Consider the following 22,275-nt stretch of genomic DNA (forward strand, 5'->3'; position numbering starts at 1 on the left):
GCTGATTTGGCGCGATTTTACCGCAAGGCATGACGACACAGCTTAAAAATCAGGTCCGCATCATCGGCGGCCAATGGAAACGGCGGACGCTCAAATTTCCCACGCAGAGCGGGCTGCGCCCGACGCCGGACCGCGTGCGCGAAACGCTCTTCAACTGGCTGGGGCAGGATCTGACCGGCGCCAGCTGCCTGGATCTGTTCGCCGGCAGCGGTGCACTGGGCCTGGAAGCAGCATCGCGCCACGCCGCACGGGTGGTCATGGTCGAAATGGGCCGCGAAGCTGTCGCCGCACTGCGCGAGCACAAAACACTGCTGAAGGCGGACCATGTCGAGATCATCGCCGGTGATGCGCTGCGCTATGTCGACAGCTGCCGCGAGCAATTTGACCTGATCTTTCTTGACCCGCCCTACGCCGTCAACCTGCTGCCCGAATTGCTGGGCAAAATCGGCGCCCTGCTGAAAGTAGACGGGCTGATCTACGCCGAATGCCCGCAATGGCCCGACCTGTGTGGCTGGGAAATCATCCGCGAAGGCCGCGCCGGACAGGTGCAGCATGCGCTGCTGCGCCGCACCACGGGCAGTAGTGCCGATGCTTAAGTCCATCCTGCTGGCCGCGCTGGTGTACGCCATCAACATCGGCCTGCTGTCCGCAGGCATGACCTGGTTCGCCGCGCACATGCGCAGATCCGGACTCGCGCAGCGGCAAGCCCCCGGGTCCCTGCGAGCCATGCGCCTGCTGTATGTCGTGATGCTGGCCCTGCTGGCTGCCTCACTGCTGCAGGCGGCCGTGTGGGCAGTGGTTTTCTGGAGCTACGAAGGCTTCAGCACCTTCGAAACCGCGTATTATTTCTCCCTGGTCAACTTCGCCACTCTGGGCTATGGCGACATGGTCCTCAATGGCGACCTGCGCCTGCTGGGGCCACTGGAGGCCATCAACGGCAGCCTGATGCTGGGACTGTTTGCCTCCATTCTGTACACGGTTTTTGCCCGCCTGAGCGAGGATCAGCATTCGTGACACTGCGGTTGTAAGCCGCGACGGAACATGGGAAAATAGCAAAAAGCTAGGCGCTTGTTTTTATTATCTTTTATCAAAAATACAGAGGAAGTATATCCATGGCACTGATGATTACCGACGAATGCATCAACTGTGATGTCTGCGAGCCGGAGTGCCCGAACAACGCGATTTCGCAAGGCGAGGAGATCTATGTGATCGACCCCAACCTCTGTACGGAGTGCGTCGGCCATTACGACGAACCACAATGCCAGCAAGTCTGTCCGGTGGACTGTATCCCGCATGACCCGGCGCACGAGGAAAACAAGGACGAGCTGATGGCCAAGTACCTGATCATTTCCGGTCAGGCCTGATTGGCGCTATCCTAGACAAGGCCGGCTTCCGCCGGCCTTTTTCAATGCCGGATCGCACCGTGAATCTCGACGACCAACTGCGCCAGACCCTCGAAATTGCTTCCGCACTGATCCTGACCGAACATGCCGAATCCGGCCGCCTGGCCGAACAGGCGCTGGAACTGGCGCTGCGACTGGAAGATCCGGATAGCGAAACCCAGGCCAGACTGGTGCTGGCGCGCATCCTGCGCGCGCACGCCATGAGCGAGCGCACCCTCCCGGCCGCTGAAGAACTGATCGCGCTGGCGACGCGCCGCAATCTGCGCGAAGTCTGGCTCGAAGGCATGTTCATTGCCGGTGATGCAACCTTCGGCGAAGGCATGTACGCCCAATCCTGCGTCTACTACCTGAAGACACTGGAGCGCGGGCTGGCCGAGCAATGGCCACAGGCGATCGCCACTGCCGAAATCGGCCTGGCCAAGATCGCCTATGCCTACGGCGATGAAGCCCAGACCGAAAAAAGCCTCGAACAGGCTTTGCGCCAGGCCCCCCTGCTCAACAACGGCAACCTGCTGGTGTGCCTGTACCTGAATCTGGCCGCCAACGCCATCCGCCAGAACCGGCTGACTCTGGGGCGCGCCTGGCTGACCGAAGTCCAGGCCCAGCTACTGAAACTCACCGACTGCGAATACGAGCCGGAGCTGGATTACTACCACGGCATCATCGCCCAGCGCGAGGGACGGCCACAGGAAGCCATTGCCCACTTCCGTCGCAGTCTCACGCTCAGCGATGGCATCAACAATCCCTGGGGGCGAGCCGTCAACCTGATGGGGCTGGGCGAAACGGCGCTGACCAGTGGCGAATACTACAGCGCGGAATATTACCTGCAGAAAGCCCTCGGACTGGCTGTCGATATCCGCTCGCGCCACCTGGTCGTCGAAGCGCACCGGATGCTGGCCGAGGCCTTGCACAAGAAAGGCGACATCCGCCGCGAATTCCAGCACTGGCAACAGCATTTCGCCCTGCGCCGCAGCATGCAGGATGAAAACCGCAACAATCCGGTCAGCAGAGCCTACTATATTGAAGCACTGGCCAGACAGGCCGCACTGCAACAACGCTATGGCAGCTAACCCATTTGGCACACCGCCCCTCACCGATCGAAGGATGATTAAGATGCGCAGATTCTTGATGACACTTGCACTGTGCCTGCTCGCAGGCGGAGCGGCTCACGCCAAGAACAATATTGCTGATTGCCAGGAGCTGAAAAACAGCACGGCACGGGAAAATTGCTATAAGCACAATAGCGGCAAACAGTCCAAAGAGAGCAAGGAATACAAACAATACAATTGCAGCGACATCCGCGACGAGCGTGCACGTCGTGAATGCTACGAACGCAAGGATGACAGGCGCTACGACTGTCGCGACATCAAGGATGATCGTGTCCGTCGCGAATGCTACGAGAGCAAGGATGACAAGCGCTTTGACTGCCGTGATATCCGCGATGACCGGGCACGACGCGAATGCTACGAGCGCATGGACAATAAGCGTTATGACTGTCATGACATTCGAGACGATCGTGCTCGACAAGAATGCTATGAGCGCCGCTATGGGAATAAATATCCAGAGAGCCATCGCGGAGAAAGCAGAGAGACAGCGAAGAGCTTTTGCTCTGCAGCCAAATCGAAGCCCGAATATGACCAGTGCATGATCGATCGCGGCTTCCGCCCCTGAGCCCCATGATCATCCACTAGCAACAACGCCACCTCGCGGTGGCGTTGTTGTTTTCGATTTCCCTGCCTGCATCATGAAAATTGTGGCCCAGTTTATTGGGGGCAACTAACTGCCTCCCAATACTAGGCAGCGCTAATTCATACGCACAACCAACATTTGCTTACACTAAAAGAAATAACCCCGGGCACCCTCGATGGATCAAGCGTATATTTGCGAGCATTGAGCAGCCCCTCCCTAAGTAAGCCCTCGTTCCAGCAACACCCAAAAAGCATCGCCCCCCCTTTTTTTTATTCATACAGGTAAGCCATGGCCACATTCATCGCATCACAAGGGTTCAATATCAATGCAGTCAAGGAGCCGTCCGGCGAAGGCGACATCCTGCGCAATGCCTCCAGTACTGGGTTCACATGGCAAGGCGAGAATGGCGTGAACATGATCGTCAAGGGCAGTGGATTTACATTCGATGCCTATGGCGACGCCATTAATGGCACCGTCAACTCACTCTCGATGACTGATGCCGGAAAGAACTACTTTACGCTAAGCGGGATCACGAACATGACCCTAGCCAACAGCGTCTATGACACGGGTTACCGCGTAGACGGCAGCCTTTTGTATGGCATCAAGGCTGAAATTGCCAGCGCGATGAGTGCCAACGACGCCATTAATGGCTCCGCATATTCCGACATCCTTGCCGGTTTTGCAGGTAATGACACCATCAAGGGCAACGATGGCAATGACAGGCTAGAAGGTTGGTCGGGCAATGATTCGCTGCTTGGCGGCAACGGCAACGACACACTCATTGGTGGTAGCGGCAATGACAGCATGAATGGCGGTGCTGGCAACGATCAATATTTCGTCGACAGCAGCCAGGACGTGATCAGCGGCGAAGCCGCAGCGACGGGCACTGATGGCGTGTACTCCAGCATCACTTATACCTTGGGCGCGAGCAGCTATCTGGAAAACCTCACGCTACTGTCCGGCGCCACCAATGCAACTGGCAATTCGCTGAACAATACCCTCACCGGAAACACCGCCAGCAACACCCTCAGTGGCAATGCCGGCAATGACGTGCTTATCGGCGGGCTAGGCAGGGATTTGCTGATTGGCGGCGCAGGAAGCGATCGTTTTGATTTCAACTCGGTTCAAGAGTCTGGCCTTGGCTCTGTCTACCGCGACGTCATCAGCGACTTTAAGAGTAGCGAAGGCGATAAGCTCGACCTCTCAACCATCGATGCCAACAGCGCTACCGCAAGCAATGACGCGTTCAGCTACATCGGCAGTGCCGGATTTAGCCACGCTGGGCAACTAAAGCTCATAGGTGGCATTCTTTATGGCAATACCGATGCAGATGCAGCAGCGGAATTTGAAATTCAACTGACTGGGGTTACTGCACTAAACAGCACGGCGTTCATTCTTTAAATGCCGTTTTCAACAAAACCGCCACCATATCGGTGGCGGTTTTGTTTTTACAGACTGCGGACAAGCTCAAAGTCCCTTCGCGCTGGTCATCAGTAGCGGTAGTGCGCCGGCTTGTACGGGCCTTCCACCGGTACGCCGATGTAGGCAGCCTGCTCCGGAGTGAGTACGGTCAGCTTAGCGCCAATCTTCTGCAGATGCAGACGAGCCACCATTTCATCCAGGTGCTTCGGCAGCACATACACACCAACCGGATACTGCTCGCGCTTGGTGAACAGCTCGATCTGCGCCAGCACCTGGTTGGCAAACGAGTTGGACATCACGAACGACGGGTGGCCGGTGGCGCAGCCGAGGTTCACCAGACGGCCTTCGGCCAGCAGGATGATGCGCTTGCCGTCCGGGAACTCGATGTGGTCAACCTGCGGCTTGATGTTGTCCCAGTTGTACTGGCGCAGAGATGCAACTTCGATTTCGGAATCGAAGTGGCCGATATTGCACACGATGGCGTTGTGGCGCATCGCCTTCATGTGGTCGTGGGTAATCACGCCAACGTTGCCGGTGGTGGTGACGAAAATGTCGGCTTCGCCGGCGATGTCGTCCATGCGTACCACGCGGTAGCCTTCCATCGCGGCCTGCAGTGCGCAGATCGGGTCGATTTCAGTGACCCAGACGGTCGCGCCGAGACCTCTAAGAGACTGCGCGCAGCCCTTGCCCACGTCACCGTAGCCCAGAACCACGGCAACCTTGCCGGCGATCATCACGTCGGTGGCACGCTTGATGCCGTCAACCAGCGATTCGCGGCAGCCGTACAGGTTGTCGAACTTGGATTTGGTCACCGAGTCGTTGACGTTGATCGCCGGGAAGGCCAGCTTGCCCTGCTCGTGCATCTGATACAGACGATGCACGCCGGTGGTGGTTTCCTCGGTCACGCCGATAATCGAAGCCAAACGGGTCGAGTACCAGGTAGGGTCCTTGGCAATCTGCGCCTTGATCGCGGCGTAGAGGACGGTTTCTTCTTCGTTGGTCGGATTGGCAACAAGGCTCAGATCCTTTTCGGCACGCGCGCCCAGATGCAGCAGCAGCGTCGCATCGCCGCCGTCATCCAGGATCATGTTGGCGTATTCGCCGTTGCCAAAGTCGAAGATGCGATGGGTGAAGTCCCAGTACTCCTCCAGCGATTCGCCCTTGTAGGCGAACACCGGCGTACCAGCCGCAGCGATAGCGGCAGCGGCATGATCCTGCGTCGAGAAGATGTTGCACGACACCCAGCGTACGTCAGCGCCCAGGGCTTTGAGCGCCTCGATCAGCACGCCAGTCTGGATGGTCATGTGCAGCGAACCGGCAATGCGTGCGCCTTTCAGCGGCTGCTGCGCACCGAACTGCTCGCGCACGGCCATCAGGCCCGGCATTTCGGTTTCGGCGATGTTCAGTTCCTTGCGGCCCCAGGCGGCAAGGCTGATGTCGGCAACGTGATAATCTTTGAATTCGGCCACGATCAAACTCCAATGTGGCCGGGTCGATGCGGCCCACCCGTCATCGAAACCCGGCAGGGTTTACACGAAAAGGGTGAGCGCCGTTGATGGTCTCCGAGCCTGACCATCGGCATGACATGCCTAAGGCTGCAGCGCTCCTCGGATGGACGGCATTCTAGCGCAATAGCACGATTTGTTTAATGCAAGAATGTCCGTATCAGGGCAGGCGGCCCTGATACAGACGCACACAGGGCGATACACTGACGTTTAGTGCAGCGTCTGCCCGGCCGCCCCGCTGGCACCAAGTGCAATTTCCTCGGTGCTTTCGGCATCGGCGGGCACCGGACGCAACACCGCCAGCAAACCGCGTTCTGCAGCCTCATTCCTGAGGGTATCCGGCGCTGTATCTTGCTGTACAAAGCCCGCAGCGAGATACAGTGGCAAAGCAGCCTCGCTAGCCAGCGCCCAGCATGCTTCGCGACCGATCCAGCGACCGGCCTGCTGCAGCAACAGTGCCAGCACCATGTCATCCTGCGCCAGCACGCCATCCAGCCGCATCAGGCCGCGCGCCATCACCACACGCAATGCACCGCGGATTTCGCCATCCTCTTCGGCAAGCAGCACCATATCGGCCAGTGTCGGCGCACTCTGGCCAGCCGCAGCATACAGCCCGGCTAGTTTGCGGAATTCGGGCGGGGAAGCAAGGCGGGCAACAAGCGGCATAGCAAACTCCGTAAAACAGAACGATGGCGCCATTAAACCCGAAGCCAGGCCGGCCTGTCTTGACGGAAGTCGACCCCCCCCTCTGGCTACCGTACTCAAGCCGCTTCCATCAACCACCATCTGACAAGAGAGGTGGAGAAAACCAGTCCGGACATAAACCCGCTTCACTGAATTGCCCCAAATCCAGTCGCTGAACAAATGGCACGTACCCCATTGCCTTGAGCCGCTGGAACTGTTCACTGGCATAGCGGTGCGCAAATTCTTCTTTTGCGGTTTTTGTCTTGCCTGCCCAGTCCTCTGGGCCGGTTCTTGCAAAATCCACATGATGTCCGAGCTCATGCAGCAGCGTCCGGTAAAGTGTCGTATTGCGCACAGACTCGGCAGAAGGGCAAATGATGTATGACCTGCGGTCCTTATCAATTCGGTGCCCATCCTGCTCCAGCCTCGCCAGCTCCTTGCGCAACTCGGGGGTGAGTGATCTGCTCCAGCGAATCGGAGCAAGAGGCTGCGCCTCAAGCATGATGGCTGGCCCGGCGTGTTCGCCAAGTTCGAACCACCACAAGGCGCGCCCCCATACAGGTGCGAGGATTCGTTCTTTTCGCGTCGGTTGCCGCAGGACCACATAATCGATCAGTGCCAGGTCTTGCTGCGGGCAGTGACTCAATACATGTGCGATGTCATCAATACTGCAGGGATGGAAATAACCGGGGCTGACCGGCTCGATAAAGAACGTCACGCCCCGGCCAGCGATGAGACGGATTACAAGCTTCCAGCCATCCAGCTTTTCCCAATACACCTTGCAATCATGCCAGGACTGCGGAATCACGAGCCGGTTGTTGTCGCCGTGCCCTTGGGCTGCGGTGCCGATGTGCTTGTTTCTGCGAGCCGGATTCCAGCCTGGTCTCATGATCCCTCCACCCTGTCATTCACTGGCTGTCGGCCAAGGCAATCAATGTGGCAGCCAAGGACAAAAACGCCAATAGTTCATGCCCTGCCGGTTGCAAATTACGGACAGAGACAAAACGGCCAGCGAAGGGCTGTGGCGTGCTCCGCAGTATGCAAGAGAGGCGGCAGAGCAAACCAGTCAGCGGCTCAGGACTGCCGCAGGGCGAAGGTACGGAGGCGGCTTTCCACCTGCTGCGGCGTGGCAGGCAGCGGGTAATTGGTGGAGTGTGGGTGGCTGCAGCACAGCGTGGCGTCTTGGCAGCCATGCTGGCGAAAGCGCTGCAGCGCGTAATCAGCAACACCCAGCTCGGCCAGTTCGGCGGGCAGTGCCAGCAGCTCGCCATCGGACTGCTACTCAGGAGGATGGTCGTACGCCACCTGCGCCAGATGCGCGCGCTGTATAGCAGCCGGCGCGATCTGTTGCTGGAGGAATTGCTGCGACGGCTGGCCGGCGCCATCACTCCGCAGCACAGCGGAGCCGGCCTGCAGTTCGCCGTCACGGTGCCAGCCGGCCACGAAGTACCCTGGACTCTTGCCGGGCAAGCTGCCGGACTGGTGCTGCGATCACTCTCGCGGCAATTTCTCGGCCCGGTGACACAGGAAGGGTGGTTGCTTGGCTATACCGCCCTGCAGAATCAGGAAATTCGCAGCGCGGTTGCCGCACTGGAACGCAGCATCGACCCGCCGGGCTGATCCACCGTCAGGCGACCGCGGCAGCCGCCGCCAGTTCTGGAGCCGGTCGCCGCGCCACCCTGCGCCGCAGCGGCATTTCCACATAATGATGCGCAAGACTGCCAGCCGCGAGACAGGCCCCGACAAACAACAGCCAGAACAGGGGCAGGCCGAGCGTGACGGCATGCCACTGCATCTTGTAGAACAGTTCCAGCACCGGAATATGCAGCAGGTAGCTTGCATAGGAGATGCGCCCCAGATACTGCAGTGGCGGCAAGGCCAGCAGGCGACTGAGACTGCCGCGAGCCAGCGCGACACCGCCGAGCAATACCGCCATCAACAGCGCTGCCACAAAATCCAGTGGGGAATTTTCGATTTTCAGCAGGAAAATCGGCAGCAGGCCCAGCAGTGGCAGCCACTCCAGCAGTTCACCCTGCCAGCGCCGCAGCGCCCCAGCCGTGCGCGGGTGAGCGCATGCGCGGTAGACAAACCAGCCCAGCATGAAGCTGGCAAAGCCGCGCACCATGCCGCTGGCCAGCCAGCCCCAGTAGAGCTGGTGATGCACTCCCAGCATGTGGCTGGTGTTGAACAGCAGTAGATAGCCAGCCAGCGCCAGCAACAGAATCTGCGCGGTGCGCAGGCGTGCCGGCAGCACGAAGAACACCAGCACATTCAGCCAGAATTCCACGCTGACACACCAGGCGGGGAAATTCCACGTGAGTCCGCCTGGATTGAAGCCGATGTTGTGGGTCAGCGTCAGTTGCTGGACGAAGGTAAACAGTGTGCCATCGGCAAATTGTGGCAGCCGCCCCTGATTGAGGGTTGCGGCACCGGCAAATGCCAGCAGTGCCAGCAGGTGCAGCGGGTATAGCCGCCACAGCCGGTGCAGCACGAAGCCAAGCCCGTCGGGGCGCTGCGGCTTGTCGAGTACCGTATGCGCCAGCACAAAACCGCTCAGCAGCATGAAAAATTCGACCGCCAGATACCCCGGCCAGCCATACGTGATGTGGTAGCTGATCACCAGCAGCATGGCAATGCCACGCAGCCCGTCCAGCGCGTGAAAATAACGGCTTTTCATCCCTGATTCCTCCGGTGTGCCAGTCTGTTGCCGGCACTATCCGGAAATGGTACGCGCCGCACGCCAGCCCCACCAGCCGGGCAGACCGAGACGTCGCGCCCACCCGACAGCCTGCATCCGGCAGAAAATTCGCGCCGCCAGGCTGCAGCTCGCGCAACCTGGTCTAGGGTGAAAGCGATCACACCGGCAAACGCAACCCAGGCGGTGCGGTGGCCTGATTCATCTGCAGTTCAGCCCGGGAAAACTACTCTGCCCGGAAAACACCGCCGACGGCGTGTACTGCGCCCCGGGCCCGCTTCAAAGAGGAGTACCGCATCATGAAAATACATGCCCCTGCCCTGCTTGCTGCAGCTCTGCTGCTTTCCGCATCCGCCTCGGCACTGGATCTCAAGGCCGAAAAACAGAAGATCGAAGAAAGCTACAAGGTCGATCAGTCCGTCTGCATGGAATTCGACAAGAGCGAACGCCCCGGCTGCCTGGCCGACGCCAAAGCCAGCCGGCAGAGCGCTTATCAATCGCTATGGGATCACCGGGATCCGAACGCCGCCCTGCCCGGCTACAGCGGCGATACGGCGGCCCAGAAAAAACAGATCGAGGCGGACTATCAGGCCATGCTGTCGATCTGCAAGGAGCTGAACAAATCCACCCAGCCGGCGTGCCAAAAAGAAGCCAGCACCCGCAAAAAAGCGGCGCTCAAGTCATCCATGACCGCCAAACCGGTCGAGCGCTGCGATGCCTGTGGCGTAGTCGAGCGCATTGCCGAAGTGGACAAGCCGGGAGAGGGAAGCTGGATCGGCAAGATCGGCGGCGCAGCGGCAGGTGCCGCGCTTGGCAGCCAGGTCGGAAAAGGAAAAGGCCGCACCGTCGCGATGGTCGTGGGCGCGCTGGGCGGCGCGTATGCCGGCAACGAGGTGGAGGCACGGATGGGCAGCCAGAAACTCTGGCAGGTTACCGTGCGGATGAATGATGGCACGGAGCAGAACATCACCTTCGACAGCCCGAATCATGGCTTTCACATCGGCGACAAGGTCAAGCTGGAAAACAGCCAGTTGCTCAAGCGCTAACCTACGGTAGGCGGCTTCCCGCCTTCACGCCTGCCGCAGCGCGAAGGTACGGAAGCGGCTTTCCACCTGCTGCATGGTTGCTGGCAAGGGGTAATTCACCGCCACGGGGTGACGGCAGAGCGCCGGATCCTGGCAGCCATGCTGCCGGAAGTGCTGCAGCGCGTAATCGGCAACCCCCAGCTCGGCCAGCTCGGCGGACAGTGCCAGCAGCTCGGCATCGGATTGCAGCTCCGGATGGATGGTCGTACGGCACTCGAACGCCACGCCCGAGGCCAGCAGCAGCGACAGCGATTGCCGCGCGGCAGCTCCGCTGCCAGGCACGCCGGTGACTTTGGCATAATCGGCAAACAACGCCTTCACATCAAAGCCGACCCAGTCGAGCATGGGCAGGCAAGCCTTCAGCCGGGCCGGATAGGCGCCGCCGGTATGCAGCGCGACGGCAAAGCCCTGCGCCTTCACCGCAGCAATCATCTCGGGCAGGCGCGGCTCCAGCAGTGCCTCGCCTCCGGAAAACACCACGCCGTCGAGCAGATTCTTGCGGGTTTCCAGCCAGGCCAGCAAATCCGGCCAATCCGGAATACCGGGGGCGTTCTCGCGCTGCTGCAGATGCGGATTATGGCAGTAGCGGCAGCGCCACGGGCAGCCGGCAATAAACACGACCGCGGCCAGTTTGCCCGGCCAGTCGCAACTGGAGAACGGGATCAGCCCGCCCAGCTTGGGGGGTGCACTCGACATCACTGACTCCAGGTATCCAGTCAAAGGGCTTATTTATCAAAACCCCAGACCAGATACCCATTTGGGTTTACTGGCAACAGCTGCTGCGGTTTTCCTGGAAGAAGGTACGCTCGGCAAATTCGCCCTTTTTCCCGACATTGAAGCTGGTCACCGGACGGTGGTAACCCATCACGCGGGTCCACACTTCGCAGCGGGTACGCTCTTCATCCTTCAGCTCGATTTGGAAATTGGTTTGTACGGACAGATCGGTCATGGCTTTTACTCCGAGGAAAAGAGGGGGAGGCTGAAAGAGCCCTCCCCAAACGGCTCAACAACAAAGGGTATATAGCTGTATATCTTTGGCAAACAACGACTACAGAGCCATACCCGGATTCTTAATCACAGCATTGCGCCTGCTTCCTGGCGATGAGTTCCGCATCGCACTTCGGGCAGAATTCGTGGTGACCACTCAGATAGCCGTGCTTCGGGCAGATCGAGAAGGTCGGTGTCACGGTGATGTAGGGCAGGCGGAAACCGGCCAGCGATTTCTGCACCAGCGCCTTGCAGGCCTGCGCGCTGGAGACCGCTTCGTTCATGTACAAGTGCAGCACGGTGCCGCCGGTGTACTTGCGCTGCAGCTCTTCCTGACGGGTGAGCGCCTCGAAGGGGTCGTCGGTAAAGCCCACCGGCAGCTGCGAGCTGTTGGTGTAATACGGCTGATCCGTGCTGCCGGCCTGGACGATGCCGGGGTAGCGCTTCTTGTCTTCCTTGGCAAAGCGGTAGGTCGTGCCTTCAGCCGGCGTGGCTTCCAGGTTGTAGAGGTTGCCGGTTTCTTCCTGGTAGTCGGCGATTTTTGCGCGGATATGGTCGAGCAGCTTGACTGCAAAAGCATGGCCGCGCGGGTCGGTAATGTCGAATTCATCGTTGGTAAAGTTGCGGATCATCTCGTTGATGCCGTTCACGCCAAAGGTGCTGAAGTGGTTGCGCAGCGTGCCGAGATAGCGTTTGGTGTAGGGATACAGCCCGCCGTCGATGAGGCGCTGGATCACCTTGCGCTTGATGTCGAGGCTGTTTTTCGCCATCTCCAGCAGCTCGTCGACGCGGGCAAACATGCCGGCTTCGTCGCCCTTGAATTCATAACCGATGCGCGCGCAGTTGATCGTCACCACGCCGAGCGAGCCGGTCTGCTCGGCCGAACCGAACAGCCCGTTGCCACGCTTCAAGAGTTCGCGCAGATCCAGCTGCAGGCGGCAGCACATCGAGCGCACCATGTGCGGCTCGAGGTCGGAATTCACGAAGTTCTGGAAGTACGGCAGGCCGTACTTGGCGGTCATTTCGAACAGCAGATCGGTGTTCGGATGCTCCCAGGCGAAATCCTTGGTGATGTTGTAGGTCGGAATCGGGAAGGTGAACACGCGGCCCATCGCGTCGCCTTCCATCATGACTTCGATGTAGGCGCGGTTGATCATGTCCATCTCGGTCTGCAGTTCGCCATAGTTGAACGGCATTTCCTCACCACCGACATAGGGGATCTGCTCGCGCAGGTCTTCCGGGCAGATCCAGTCGAAAGTCAGGTTGGTGAACGGTGTCTGCGTGCCCCAGCGGCTGGGGACGTTCAGGTTGTAGATCAGCTCCTGGATGTACTGCTTGACCTGCTTGTAGCTGAGCTTGTCCACGCGCACGAAGGGTGCCAGGTAGGTATCGAAACTGGAAAAGGCCTGTGCGCCGGCCCACTCGTTCTGCAGTGTGCCGAGGAAATTGACGATCTGGCCGATGGCGGCGGAAAAATGCCGCGGCGGCGTGGCTTCGACCTTGCCGGGAACGCCATTGAAGCCCTCATGCAACAGGCGGCGCAGTGACCAGCCGGCGCAATAGCCCGACAGCATGTCCAGATCGTGGATGTGCACCGCGCCCGAGCGATGGGCATCACCGATTTCCGGCGGATAAACGTGGTTGAGCCAGTAATTGGCGATCACTTTGCCCGAGGTATTCAGGATCAGGCCGCCGAGACTCCAGCCCTGGTTGGCATTGGCATTCACCCGCCAGTCAGTCTGCTCCAGGTATTCATTGATCGAGCTTTCCACATCAACGACGGTGCGCACATCGGCACGCACGCGGGCGCGCTGGCTGCGGTATGTGATATAGGCACGGGCAGTTTTCAGATGCCCCAGCGCCAGCAGCATTTCTTCGACGTTATCCTGGATCTGCTCGATGGTCGGCGCGGCATCGGTCGGCAACTGTTCGATCACCAGCGCGGTCAGGCGGTGCGCCTTGGCTTCATTGAACTCCCCCGTCGCCATGCCGGCCTGGGCCAGCGCCTTGGCAATCTTGGTGGCGTCAAAGGGAACGGTGCGCCCGTCGCGTTTGACGACGTATTCGGGGTGTCCGGCCATGATGCAGCTCCTCGCTAGGTTTGGGTACGAGGCACAATATATTGTGTTTATAGCTACAGCGCGACGCTACATACTGTGGCAATTGACCAAGATCAAACCCTGACAGACGGGAGAAATCCCTAACTTGACGGTATGATTTCCGCCGCCAGCAACGACGCCATCTGCCGGCATATACGCCGGATTCCAGCTTACAAAGCGGTGTCGCGGCGATGAAACAGCCCGTATCAGCAGCGAGCCGAAGCGCCAGGCGCGAGCCTGGCGGGAGCAGCAGCAGATCAGGTCAGGAACAGCGTCGCCAGCCCGAGAAAAATGAAAAAACCCATGCTGTCGGTCATGGCAGTGAGCAGCACCGACGAGCCATAGGCCGGATCTCGCCCCAGCCGCTGCATGATCAGCGGTACCCCGATACCAACCAGCGCAGCCACCTGCAGGTTCAGCACCATCGCCCCCATCATCACCAGCCCGAGGTCAATTTGCCGGTACAGCAACCAGGCGATCAGTCCCAGCACCCCGCCCCAGACCAGCCCATTGAGCAGGGCAATGCCGGACTCCTTCAGCAGCAGCCGGGGTGCATTACCGGCGTTGATCTGCCCGAGCGCGATGCCACGGATGATCAGCGTAATGGTCTGCGTGCCGGTATTGCCACCGATGCCGGAAACAATCGGCATCAGCGTCGCCAGCGCCACCAGATGGGCAATGGTGGCCTCGAAAGCGCCAATGACCCGGCTGGCAAGAAACGCCGTGGCGATGTTCAGCGCCAGCCAGGGCCAGCGGTTTTTTGCCGATGCCCAGACGCTGGAAAACAGATCCTCGTCCTTCAGGCCCGCAAGCGACAGCACCTCGGCCTCGGATTCTTCCTGGATCACGTCGACCATCATGTCGACCGTCAAGCGCCCGATCAACAAGCCATTGCTGTCGAGCACCGGCGCGGAAACCAGATCGTAGCGGCTGAACGCCTGCGCGGCCTCGCCGGCATCATCGTGGCCGTGAAAGAGCACCACGTCGGTCGCCATCACCGCGGCCACCGTCAGCTCGGGGTCGTTGACCAGCAGTTGTTCCAGCGGCAATACGCCCTTCACACGGCGGCGTTCGTCGATGACAAACAGCTTGTCGGTATGGTTGGGCAATGCGCTGAAGCGGCGCAAATAACGCAGCACGACCTCGAGGGTGACATCATCACGGATGGTGACCATGTCGAAATCCATCAGCGCGCCGACCTCGTCATCGCGGTAGGTCAGCGCGGTTTCGACCTGCGCCAGCTCTTCGGCATCCAGCGAGGTAAACAGCTCCTGCTGCACCGCCTGCGGCAGATCGGGCACCAGATCGGCCAGCTCGTCGGCATCGAGCTCGCTGGCGGCGGCCAGAATCTCGTGCGGCGCCATATCGGCCAGCAGCGACTCGCGCACCGCATCCGATACCTCCAGCAGTACCTCGCCCTCGTCCTTGCTGGAAACGAGCTGCCAGACCATACCCCGATCATTAAGCGGCAAGGCTTCCAGAATGTGGGCAATATCGGCCGGATGCAGGCTGGCGAGTTTTTTCTCCAGCTCGGCCACATGCTGCTTGTGTACGAGCTGCTCGACCAGTTCGTGCCGCGGCATATCCTGCTTGTGCACCATGCCTTCGATCAGCTTGTGGCGTTCGATCAGGCGCATCACCTGTTGCAGCGTTTCCTGCAGGCTGTCGGGTGAAGTACGGGTGATCTCGCTCATGGCTTAGCGCTACCGCGTGAGGGGTCGATAATTAATCGATTGTAACAGCCCTTGATGACAGCTCTGCGCGTATAATCGCCGCGCCGCAACACGGCGGCTGGCCTGTCGCGTACCGCGGCCGCCAGGCAGGGCCTCCCGGCTCCTGCACTTGATCCGATACCTTGTTCCCGGTGATATCCGGAACGACTGTTGCCCGGGCCACTGCGAGGCCTGACGGGGGAAACCGAACATGCTGAATGCTTTCGTACTGAGCGCCGGCCGCCTGATGCAGGTGCCCGCCCTGACGCCGGACGACCTGAAGCGCCCCGAAGTGCTCTGGGTCGACATGGTCGATCCGACCGACGAAGAGCGGGAACTGGTACAGCGCGTTTTCCGCCTGGAATTGCCCGAAGACGAGGAACTGCTTGATCTGGAAGAATCCGCGCGCTGTTACATGGATGACAACGGCCTGCATATCAGCTCGTTTTTCCTGCACAACGACGGCGAAGAATCCTCCAACGTCACCGTCTCCTTCCTGCTGAATGAAGGACGGCTGCTGACCATCCGCCAGGAAGAGCTGGCGGTAATCCGCCTGTTCCGCCTGCGGGCGCGCGTGCAACCGGGCTTTGTCACCACCGCGCAGGACATCCTGCTGGCGATTTACGACGCGGCCGTCGAATACGATGCCGATGTACTGGAAGAAATCTACGCCAAACTGGATGAGGTGAGCCGCCGCGTGCTCGACCGCACCCGCGAAATGACCGACGAGCTGATGGGGGAAGCGCTGGCCGAACTGGCTGGCCACGAAGATACCAACGGCAAGGTGCGTCTCGACCTGATGGATACCCGTCGCGCGCTGTCCTTCCTGCTGCGCAGCCGCACGCTGGGCAGCGAGCAGGAAAACAATCTGCGCGAAATCCTGCGCGACCTGGAATCCCTGAACAACCACAGCGCCTTCCTGTTCGAAAAGATCAACTTCCTGATGGACGCGGTGATGGGTCTGATCAACCTGGCGCAGAACAAGATCATCAAGATTTTCTCGATCGCCAGCGTGGTGTTCCTGCCGCCGACTCTGGTTGCGTCGATCTACGGGATGAACTTCGCCCACATGCCTGAACTGGCCGAAACCTGGGGCTACCCGGCGGCGCTGGTACTAATGGTGATCTCGGGGATTGCCCCGTACTGGTTCTTCAAGCGCAAGGGCTGGCTGTAATTCACACCGGATATCCGGAAGCGCAAAACTTTCCCGTGACGATTTTTTGTCGTAATCCATTGACAGCAAAGGTCGCGAGGAGAAAAATCAGCGGCAGGCCGGTTGCCGCCTGCTGCTTGCCCCGTTCCCGGGAAGGTGAAGGCAGCCGCAGCACGATTCGACACTGATCCCTTGCTCATGCGAGTGTTTCAGCAATGCAAGCACTGAATCCTGACGCTCGCACTCATGCAAAAGGATCTGGCTATGCGTACCTTTCTTGACGCCAAACTCATGGCGAAAACCCTGCGCGACCTGCTCGCCCAGAAAGACCACTCCCTCTCCCACAGCGAAGCACTGGAAATCGTCGCGCAGCAATTCGGCTGCAAGAACTGGAACATCCTCGCGGCAAAAATCGGCGAGGCCACTGTTTTCAAGCCTGCCGAACCGAACCAGGATCCGCTGCCGGCGGGATGGCACCGCTTTGGCACCTGCCTGGACTGCTACATCACCGGGCTTGACCCCCTGGTGTCATGGCAAGACAAGCGCGCTGCGGTCATTCGCCACAACGGCAAATCGCTGCCGGACATCCGCGAGAGGTATGCGACCCTGATGCAAACCTTCGTTCCAGGCCGCTGGGCTGGCAAGAAAATCGCGCTTTCGGCCATGCTGAAATCCAGCGAAGCCGAATCCGTACAGATGTGGATGCGGATTGACGGCCCCCAGGGCGTTCTCAAATTCGACAACATGATGTACCGGCCGCTCCTGGGCACCACGGACTGGAGCCCTGCCCGCATTGTGCTGAGTGTGCCGCCAGAGGCCATCTCGATTTCCTTCGGCTTCTTCCTGGCGGGGACAGGCGCGGCATGGGCCAGCAACTTTGCGATCAGCGAAGCCGTTGCCACGGAAAGCGAAACCACCAGCACCGGTGATGCGATGATTCACTCGGCGCCCCTGAATCTGGACTTCAGCGAGACCACGGGTTAGCAAAAAGCCGGCATCCGCCGGCTTTTCCTCCCACTCTGGAGCCCGGACTGCGCCGTCCGATCAGTAGCGCGGAAATGCAGGCTCAACCTCATCCGCCCAGGCAGCAACTCCGCCGGTGAGGTTGATCACCGTTTCGAAACCATTGCGCTCCAGAAACATCGCCACCTGATAGCTGCGCACTCCGTGATGACAGATCACCACGGTAGGGGTATCGGGATCAAGTTCGAGCTGGCGGGCGGGGATTTCGCCCATCGGGATATGGGTGATGCCGGGCAGTGCGCAGTGCTGCACTTCCCAGCCTTCACGCACGTCCAGCAGGACAGGCTTGCTGCGAGATTCATCAGCCAGCCACTCGGCCAGCTCCAATGGGCTTAGATGCTGCATGGTTTTTCCTCTGCAAATGACAACGGGGCGGCCTGCTGGCCACCCCGTCCCGATTGCGTAACTGTACCGCATGCCGAGCCCTCCGTCCTGACTATTGCCGGAATGACTTCGCCGCGCTACGGTTAGGACTTCCGGCCTTATGGACACCTGCATGCGCACATCCGCTCTCCTGCTGCTTTCCGGCCTGGCCCCCCTGGCTGCCGCCAATACCATCCCGGTCGCCGTTGCTGCCAATTTCATGCCGGCGATGCAGAAACTCGCGCCAGCCTTTGAAAAGCAGACTGGTCACACGCTGCAACTATCTTCCGGTGCCACGGGCAAGTTCTACGCGCAAATCAGGGCCGGCGCGCCATTCATGGTGCTGCTGGCGGCTGACGACACCACGCCCCTGAAGCTGGAACAGGAAGGCTTGGGAATCACCGGCACGCGCTTCAGTTACGCCACCGGCCAGCTGGCACTCTGGAGCCCGGTAGCCAATGCAGTCGACCGTGACGGCGCAGTACTGAAGCTGGCGAATTTCCGCAAACTGGCGATTGCCAGTCCCAAAGCGGCTCCCTACGGCCAGGCGGCAATGGAAACGCTGCAGGCGCTGAAACTGGATGCGACTCTGGCGCCCAAGCTCGTACAGGGCGAGAGCATCGCGCAGGCCTATCAGTTTGTCGCTACCGGCAATGCCGAATTCGGCTTCGTCGCGCTGTCGCAGATCATGGAACACGGCAAGCTGCGCGAAGGCTCGGCGTGGATTGTGCCGGCGGCACTGCACCAGCCCATCCGCCAGGATGCCATCCTGCTCAAACCCGGTGCCGGCAGTTCTGCAGCGCGCGCGCTGCTGGACTATCTGAAAACACCGGCCGCCCGCACTGTGATGCAGCAGTACGGTTACCGCTTCTGATGCTGACAAATGAGGACTGGTCGGCAATCCGCCTGACCGTGGAACTGGCCAGCGTCACGACACTGCTGCTGCTGGCGATCGGTATTCCGCTGGGCTGGTGGCTGGCGCGCAGCGACTCGTGGCCGGCGCGCATCACCAGCGCGCTGGTAACGATGCCGCTGGTGCTACCACCAACCGTCATCGGCTTCTATCTGCTGATCGCCTTCGGTGCGAACGGCCCTTTCGGCCAGCTCACGCAGGCGCTCGGCCTGGGGCTGCTGCCGTTCACGTTTGGCGGCCTCGTCATTGCGTCGGTGATCTATTCACTGCCTTTTGCCGTACAACCCCTGCAGCAGGCCTTCCAAGGCATCGGCGAGCGCCCGCTGGAAGTCGCCGCCACCCTGCGGGCCGCGCCGCTCGACACCTTTCTCCACGTGGTGCTGCCGCTGGCGCGCCCGGGGCTGATTACCGCCGCAGTAATGAGCTTTGCACACACGGTGGGCGAATTCGGCGTGGTCCTGATGATCGGCGGGAACATCCCTGAGCAGACGCGGGTGATTTCCGTGCAGATCTATGACCATGTCGAAGCGCTGGAGTACGCACAAGCCCACTGGCTTTCAGCCGGCATGCTGGTGTTCAGCTTCGCGGTGTTACTGTTGCTGAATCTCTTCAAACGCAACGGAGCACGCTCTTGAGCCTGATTGCCGACCTGACGCTCAGCCGCGGACAACAGCACCTGCATGCGGCATTCACCCTGCCTGCCCGCGGTGTTTCCGCGCTGTTCGGCCCATCGGGTGCGGGGAAAACCAGCATGCTGCGCATGCTCGCCGGGCTGGAGCCCAGCGCACGCGGCCACCTGACGCTCAACGGCACGGCATGGCAGGACAGCGACAGCAAGCTCTTCCGGGCACCGCACCAGCGGGCGATTGGCTATGTATTCCAGGAAGCCAGCCTGTTCGCCCACCTGGGGGTCAAGGACAATCTGCTGTTTGGTTACCGGCGCATTCCCGAGTCCAGGCGCCACATCCAGCCAGACGCAGCCATCGGACTACTCGGCATCGCGCCACTGCTGGAGCGGCCCGTCGCACGTCTGTCCGGCGGAGAGCGCCAGCGGGTAGCCATTGCCCGCGCGCTGCTGACCTCGCCACAACTGCTGCTGATGGACGAACCGCTCTCGGCGCTGGACGCCCGCAGCAAAGACGAAATCCTGCCTTATCTGGACAGCCTGACCCGCCAGCTCGATCTGCCCGTCGTGTACGTCACGCACAGCATGGACGAGGTCTGCAGGCTGGCCGAGCAGCTGGTCTTGCTGGAGGCCGGGCAGGTCATCGCCTGCGGCCCGCTGGCAGACACGCTGGCGCGCATGGATTTACCCGCGGCATTCGAGCTGGAAGCCAGCAGCGTGCTCAATGGCCGTATTGCCCGCGTTGACACACACTACCAGCTCGCGCAATTCCACTTTGCCGGTGGCGTGCTGCAGCTGCCGGCTGGAAGGCTGGCGAAGGACGAGCTCCGCCGCGTGCGCATTCACGCCCGCGATGTTAGCCTTAGCCGCAGCCCCGACCCGGCCAGCAGCATCCTGAACCGCCTGGCCGCCACCATTACCGCGATCACTCCGGCCAGACATCCGGCTCAAGTGCTGGTGCAGCTCGACTGCGGCGGCAGCACGCTGCTGGCAAGAATCACCCGCCTGTCACTGGACACACTGCAGCTGGCAGTCGGCGAGCGCGTCTGGGTGCAGATCAAATCCGTCGCACTGATTTGACCGCCGGCAAGCAGTCACCGCCCGGCACTGCAGCCAGCCGGCGATTCTTCATGTAAAATCAGCAGTTTTGTTTCGCAGCCGGAAACGCACCCATGTCGCCCGAACACGTCAAGCAACTGATCGAAGCTGCCCTGCCCTGTACCGCCGTCGAAGTCGAAGGCGACGGGCACCATTTCTACGCCAGCATCGTTTCATCGGCCTTCGAAGGCCTGAAACTGCTCGACCGTCACCGTCTGGTCAAAGACCGCCTGAAAAGCCAGCTGGATTCGGGCGAACTGCACGCACTAAGCCTGCGCGCCACCAAGACCCCGGCTGAAGTCGCCTGATGCCCCGCCACGACGACGAGCGCCGTTTCGACCTGGGCGCCATCGACGAACAGAAAAAACGGCTGGAGGACGCCAAGGCCGCCGCGCGCGACAAGGACGCCAATCGCAGCAGTGGCAAGCTGGCCGCGCTCTCCAATCTACCGTTCCTGATCGTACTGATCGCCGTACTGGCGTGGTACCTCACCAAATAACGAGCTATTGCCGGGCCAGGCCCGGAGGACTGTCATGGACAAACTGAAAATTACCGGCGGCGTACCGCTCAACGGTGAAATCACCATTTCCGGCGCCAAAAACGCCGCCCTGCCGATTCTGTGTGCGGGCCTCTTGACCGCCGGCACCCTGCGCCTCACCAATGTGCCGCAACTGGCCGACGTGAAGACCACACAAAAGCTGCTGCAGGGCATGGGCGTGCGCGTGATGACCGACAACGTCCACGAATACGAAATCACCGCCAACGCCATCACCAGCCTGGTGGCTCCCTACGAGCTGGTGAAAACCATGCGCGCCTCGATTCTGGTACTCGGCCCCACGCTGGCGCGCTTTGGCGAAGCCCAGGTGTCGCTGCCGGGCGGCTGTGCGATTGGTGCGCGGCCGGTTGACCAGCACATCAAGGGCCTGCAGGCGATGGGCGCTGAGATCGTGATCGAGCACGGCTATGTGAAGGCCAAGGGCAAGCTGAAAGGCTGCCGTTTCCGCTCCGACATGATTACCGTCACCGGCACCGAAAACCTGCTGATGGCTGCCGTGCTGGCCGAAGGCACCACCATTCTGGAAAACGCCGCGCGCGAGCCGGAAGTGGTTGACCTGGCCGAGTGCCTGATCAAGATGGGCGCGAAAATCAGCGGCCACGGCACCGACACCATCACCATCGAAGGCGTCAAGGAACTGCACGGCGCCGAGCATGCCATCGTTCCCGACCGCATCGAAACCGGCACCTTCCTGGTCGCCGCCGCCGCCACACAGGGCAAGGTCGTGCTGCGCAAGACGCGTGCCGACATCCTGGGCGCGGTGCTCGACAAGCTGGTGGAAGCCGGCGCGCACATCGAAGCCGGCGACGACTGGATCGCCATCGACATGAAGCAGCGCCCGAAGGCGGTCGACATCCGCACGCTGGAATACCCGGCCTTCCCGACCGACATGCAGGCACAATTCATGACGCTGAACGCACTGGCAACAGGCAGCAGCGTGATGACCGAAACCATCTTCGAGAACCGCTTCATGCATGTTCCGGAGCTGGCGCGCATGGGTGCGTCCATCAAGGTCGACGGTCATTCGGCCTTCGTGACCGGCGTCGAGGGCTTCTCGGGCGCCACCGTGATGGCCACCGACCTGCGGGCGTCCGCCTCGCTGGTGATTGCCGGCCTGGTGGCCGAAGGCGACACCATCGTCGACCGGATCTACCATCTGGACCGCGGTTACGAGCACATCGAAACCAAGCTGGGCGGCGTTGGCGCGCAGATCGAACGCATCAGCGGCTAAGCTCGGCCCGACCGCACAGCAGCCGGGGTTTG

At 60.7% G+C, this 22,275-nt stretch carries 25 protein-coding genes and 1 riboswitch; of the genes, 16 read left to right on the forward strand and 9 right to left on the reverse strand.

Features of this window, described 5'->3' with window-relative positions; translation table 11 throughout:
* The first annotated feature begins 29 nt into the window (after nt 1-29).
* From rsmD to INR99_RS17795, 6 genes are all read left to right on the forward strand, one after another.
* Nucleotides 30-596, forward strand: coding sequence for a 16S rRNA (guanine(966)-N(2))-methyltransferase RsmD (rsmD, locus tag INR99_RS07225; protein ID WP_194115648.1), 567 nt, complete (start codon nt 30-32; stop codon nt 594-596).
* Complete coding sequence (locus INR99_RS07230; RefSeq protein WP_194115649.1) at nt 589-1,014, forward strand: potassium channel family protein; 426 nt, start codon at nt 589-591, stop codon at nt 1,012-1,014. Before rsmD ends, INR99_RS07230 begins: the two co-directional genes overlap by 8 nt.
* A gap of 98 nt (nt 1,015-1,112) precedes the next feature.
* On the forward strand, nt 1,113-1,364 hold the full coding sequence (locus tag INR99_RS07235; protein WP_028453561.1) for a YfhL family 4Fe-4S dicluster ferredoxin: 252 nt from the start codon (nt 1,113-1,115) through the stop codon (nt 1,362-1,364).
* A 59-nt stretch (nt 1,365-1,423) separates the two neighbouring features.
* On the forward strand, nt 1,424-2,473 hold the full coding sequence (locus INR99_RS07240) for a tetratricopeptide repeat protein (protein ID WP_194115650.1): 1,050 nt from the start codon (nt 1,424-1,426) through the stop codon (nt 2,471-2,473).
* A 58-nt stretch (nt 2,474-2,531) separates the two neighbouring features.
* Nucleotides 2,532-3,074 carry a hypothetical protein gene (locus INR99_RS07245; protein WP_194115651.1) on the forward strand — a complete coding sequence of 181 codons (543 nt, stop codon included), beginning with the start codon at nt 2,532-2,534 and terminating at the stop codon, nt 3,072-3,074.
* A gap of 306 nt (nt 3,075-3,380) precedes the next feature.
* Nucleotides 3,381-4,493: a calcium-binding protein gene (locus tag INR99_RS17795; RefSeq protein WP_194115652.1), complete on the forward strand. Its 1,113-nt coding sequence runs from the start codon at nt 3,381-3,383 to the stop codon at nt 4,491-4,493.
* 89 nt (nt 4,494-4,582) lie between these two features.
* On the opposite strand, the gene ahcY is transcribed toward INR99_RS17795, so the two are convergent.
* The 3 genes from ahcY to INR99_RS07265 form a co-directional block, all read right to left on the reverse strand.
* The gene (gene ahcY / locus INR99_RS07255) at nt 4,583-5,983 is read right to left on the reverse strand and encodes an adenosylhomocysteinase (RefSeq protein ID WP_308431462.1); all 1,401 of its coding nucleotides are present in this window, start codon (nt 5,981-5,983) and stop codon (nt 4,583-4,585) included.
* Nucleotides 5,984-6,051: 68 nt separating this feature from the next.
* A riboswitch (S-adenosyl-L-homocysteine riboswitch) is annotated at nt 6,052-6,129 on the reverse strand.
* Between the two features lie 100 nt (nt 6,130-6,229).
* On the reverse strand, nt 6,230-6,685 hold the full coding sequence (locus INR99_RS07260; RefSeq protein ID WP_194115654.1) for a hypothetical protein: 456 nt from the start codon (nt 6,683-6,685) through the stop codon (nt 6,230-6,232).
* A 109-nt stretch (nt 6,686-6,794) separates the two neighbouring features.
* A complete protein-coding gene (locus tag INR99_RS07265) occupies nt 6,795-7,592 on the reverse strand; it encodes an ImmA/IrrE family metallo-endopeptidase (RefSeq protein ID WP_194115655.1) in 798 nt (265 codons plus the stop codon).
* A gap of 137 nt (nt 7,593-7,729) precedes the next feature.
* Between INR99_RS07265 and INR99_RS07270 the strand changes: the two genes are divergently transcribed.
* A complete protein-coding gene (locus INR99_RS07270) occupies nt 7,730-8,323 on the forward strand; it encodes an aminotransferase-like domain-containing protein (RefSeq protein WP_228098136.1) in 594 nt (197 codons plus the stop codon).
* 7 nt (nt 8,324-8,330) lie between these two features.
* On the opposite strand, the gene INR99_RS07275 is transcribed toward INR99_RS07270, so the two are convergent.
* Nucleotides 8,331-9,380 carry an acyltransferase family protein gene (locus INR99_RS07275; protein ID WP_194115657.1) on the reverse strand — a complete coding sequence of 350 codons (1,050 nt, stop codon included), beginning with the start codon at nt 9,378-9,380 and terminating at the stop codon, nt 8,331-8,333.
* 317 nt (nt 9,381-9,697) lie between these two features.
* On the opposite strand from INR99_RS07275, the gene INR99_RS07280 reads away from it, so the two are divergent.
* Complete coding sequence (locus INR99_RS07280) at nt 9,698-10,444, forward strand: outer membrane lipoprotein (RefSeq protein ID WP_194115658.1); 747 nt, start codon at nt 9,698-9,700, stop codon at nt 10,442-10,444.
* Between the two features lie 24 nt (nt 10,445-10,468).
* Here the strand turns inward: INR99_RS07280 and INR99_RS07285 are convergent, their stop codons facing one another.
* The 4 genes from INR99_RS07285 to mgtE all read right to left on the reverse strand — a co-directional run bounded on the left by INR99_RS07285 (nt 10,469) and on the right by mgtE (nt 15,263).
* Nucleotides 10,469-11,179 (reverse strand): anaerobic ribonucleoside-triphosphate reductase activating protein, encoded by a 711-nt coding sequence (locus INR99_RS07285; RefSeq protein ID WP_194115659.1) that lies wholly within the window; start codon nt 11,177-11,179, stop codon nt 10,469-10,471.
* Nucleotides 11,180-11,246: 67 nt separating this feature from the next.
* Nucleotides 11,247-11,432, reverse strand: coding sequence for an anaerobic ribonucleoside-triphosphate reductase (gene nrdD, locus INR99_RS07290; protein WP_194115660.1), 186 nt, complete (start codon nt 11,430-11,432; stop codon nt 11,247-11,249).
* 121 nt (nt 11,433-11,553) lie between these two features.
* Nucleotides 11,554-13,551: a ribonucleoside triphosphate reductase gene (locus INR99_RS07295; protein WP_194115661.1), complete on the reverse strand. Its 1,998-nt coding sequence runs from the start codon at nt 13,549-13,551 to the stop codon at nt 11,554-11,556.
* A 275-nt stretch (nt 13,552-13,826) separates the two neighbouring features.
* Entirely contained in the window at nt 13,827-15,263 is a 1,437-nt protein-coding gene (gene mgtE, locus INR99_RS07300; RefSeq protein WP_194115662.1) for a magnesium transporter, read from the reverse strand.
* A 229-nt stretch (nt 15,264-15,492) separates the two neighbouring features.
* Between mgtE and corA the strand changes: the two genes are divergently transcribed.
* Both corA and INR99_RS07310 read left to right on the forward strand, forming a co-directional pair.
* Complete coding sequence (gene corA, locus INR99_RS07305) at nt 15,493-16,455, forward strand: magnesium/cobalt transporter CorA (RefSeq protein ID WP_194115663.1); 963 nt, start codon at nt 15,493-15,495, stop codon at nt 16,453-16,455.
* A 243-nt stretch (nt 16,456-16,698) separates the two neighbouring features.
* Nucleotides 16,699-17,418 (forward strand): glyoxalase superfamily protein, encoded by a 720-nt coding sequence (locus INR99_RS07310; RefSeq protein ID WP_194115664.1) that lies wholly within the window; start codon nt 16,699-16,701, stop codon nt 17,416-17,418.
* A gap of 60 nt (nt 17,419-17,478) precedes the next feature.
* On the opposite strand, the gene INR99_RS07315 is transcribed toward INR99_RS07310, so the two are convergent.
* Entirely contained in the window at nt 17,479-17,802 is a 324-nt protein-coding gene (locus INR99_RS07315) for a rhodanese-like domain-containing protein (protein ID WP_194115665.1), read from the reverse strand.
* 151 nt (nt 17,803-17,953) lie between these two features.
* Between INR99_RS07315 and modA the strand changes: the two genes are divergently transcribed.
* From modA to murA, 6 genes are all read left to right on the forward strand, one after another.
* Nucleotides 17,954-18,694, forward strand: a complete 741-nt coding sequence (gene modA / locus INR99_RS07320; protein WP_228098137.1) for a molybdate ABC transporter substrate-binding protein — start codon at nt 17,954-17,956, stop codon at nt 18,692-18,694.
* The gene (gene modB / locus INR99_RS07325) at nt 18,694-19,368 is read left to right on the forward strand and encodes a molybdate ABC transporter permease subunit (RefSeq protein WP_194115667.1); all 675 of its coding nucleotides are present in this window, start codon (nt 18,694-18,696) and stop codon (nt 19,366-19,368) included. Before modA ends, modB begins: the two co-directional genes overlap by 1 nt.
* Nucleotides 19,365-20,438, forward strand: a complete 1,074-nt coding sequence (modC, locus tag INR99_RS07330; protein ID WP_228098138.1) for a molybdenum ABC transporter ATP-binding protein — start codon at nt 19,365-19,367, stop codon at nt 20,436-20,438. Before modB ends, modC begins: the two co-directional genes overlap by 4 nt.
* Nucleotides 20,439-20,530: 92 nt before the next feature.
* Complete coding sequence (locus tag INR99_RS07335; protein ID WP_194115668.1) at nt 20,531-20,764, forward strand: BolA family protein; 234 nt, start codon at nt 20,531-20,533, stop codon at nt 20,762-20,764.
* Nucleotides 20,764-20,955, forward strand: coding sequence for a hypothetical protein (locus tag INR99_RS07340; RefSeq protein ID WP_194115669.1), 192 nt, complete (start codon nt 20,764-20,766; stop codon nt 20,953-20,955). The genes INR99_RS07335 and INR99_RS07340 overlap by 1 nt, the downstream gene beginning before the upstream one ends.
* Before the next feature lie 34 nt (nt 20,956-20,989).
* Entirely contained in the window at nt 20,990-22,243 is a 1,254-nt protein-coding gene (gene murA, locus INR99_RS07345) for a UDP-N-acetylglucosamine 1-carboxyvinyltransferase (protein ID WP_194115670.1), read from the forward strand.
* Nucleotides 22,244-22,275 lie beyond the last annotated feature (32 nt).

The sequence above is a fragment of the Chitinilyticum piscinae genome, from assembly GCF_015223195.1.
GTDB classification, from domain to species: Bacteria; Pseudomonadota; Gammaproteobacteria; order Burkholderiales; family Chitinibacteraceae; genus Chitinilyticum; species Chitinilyticum piscinae.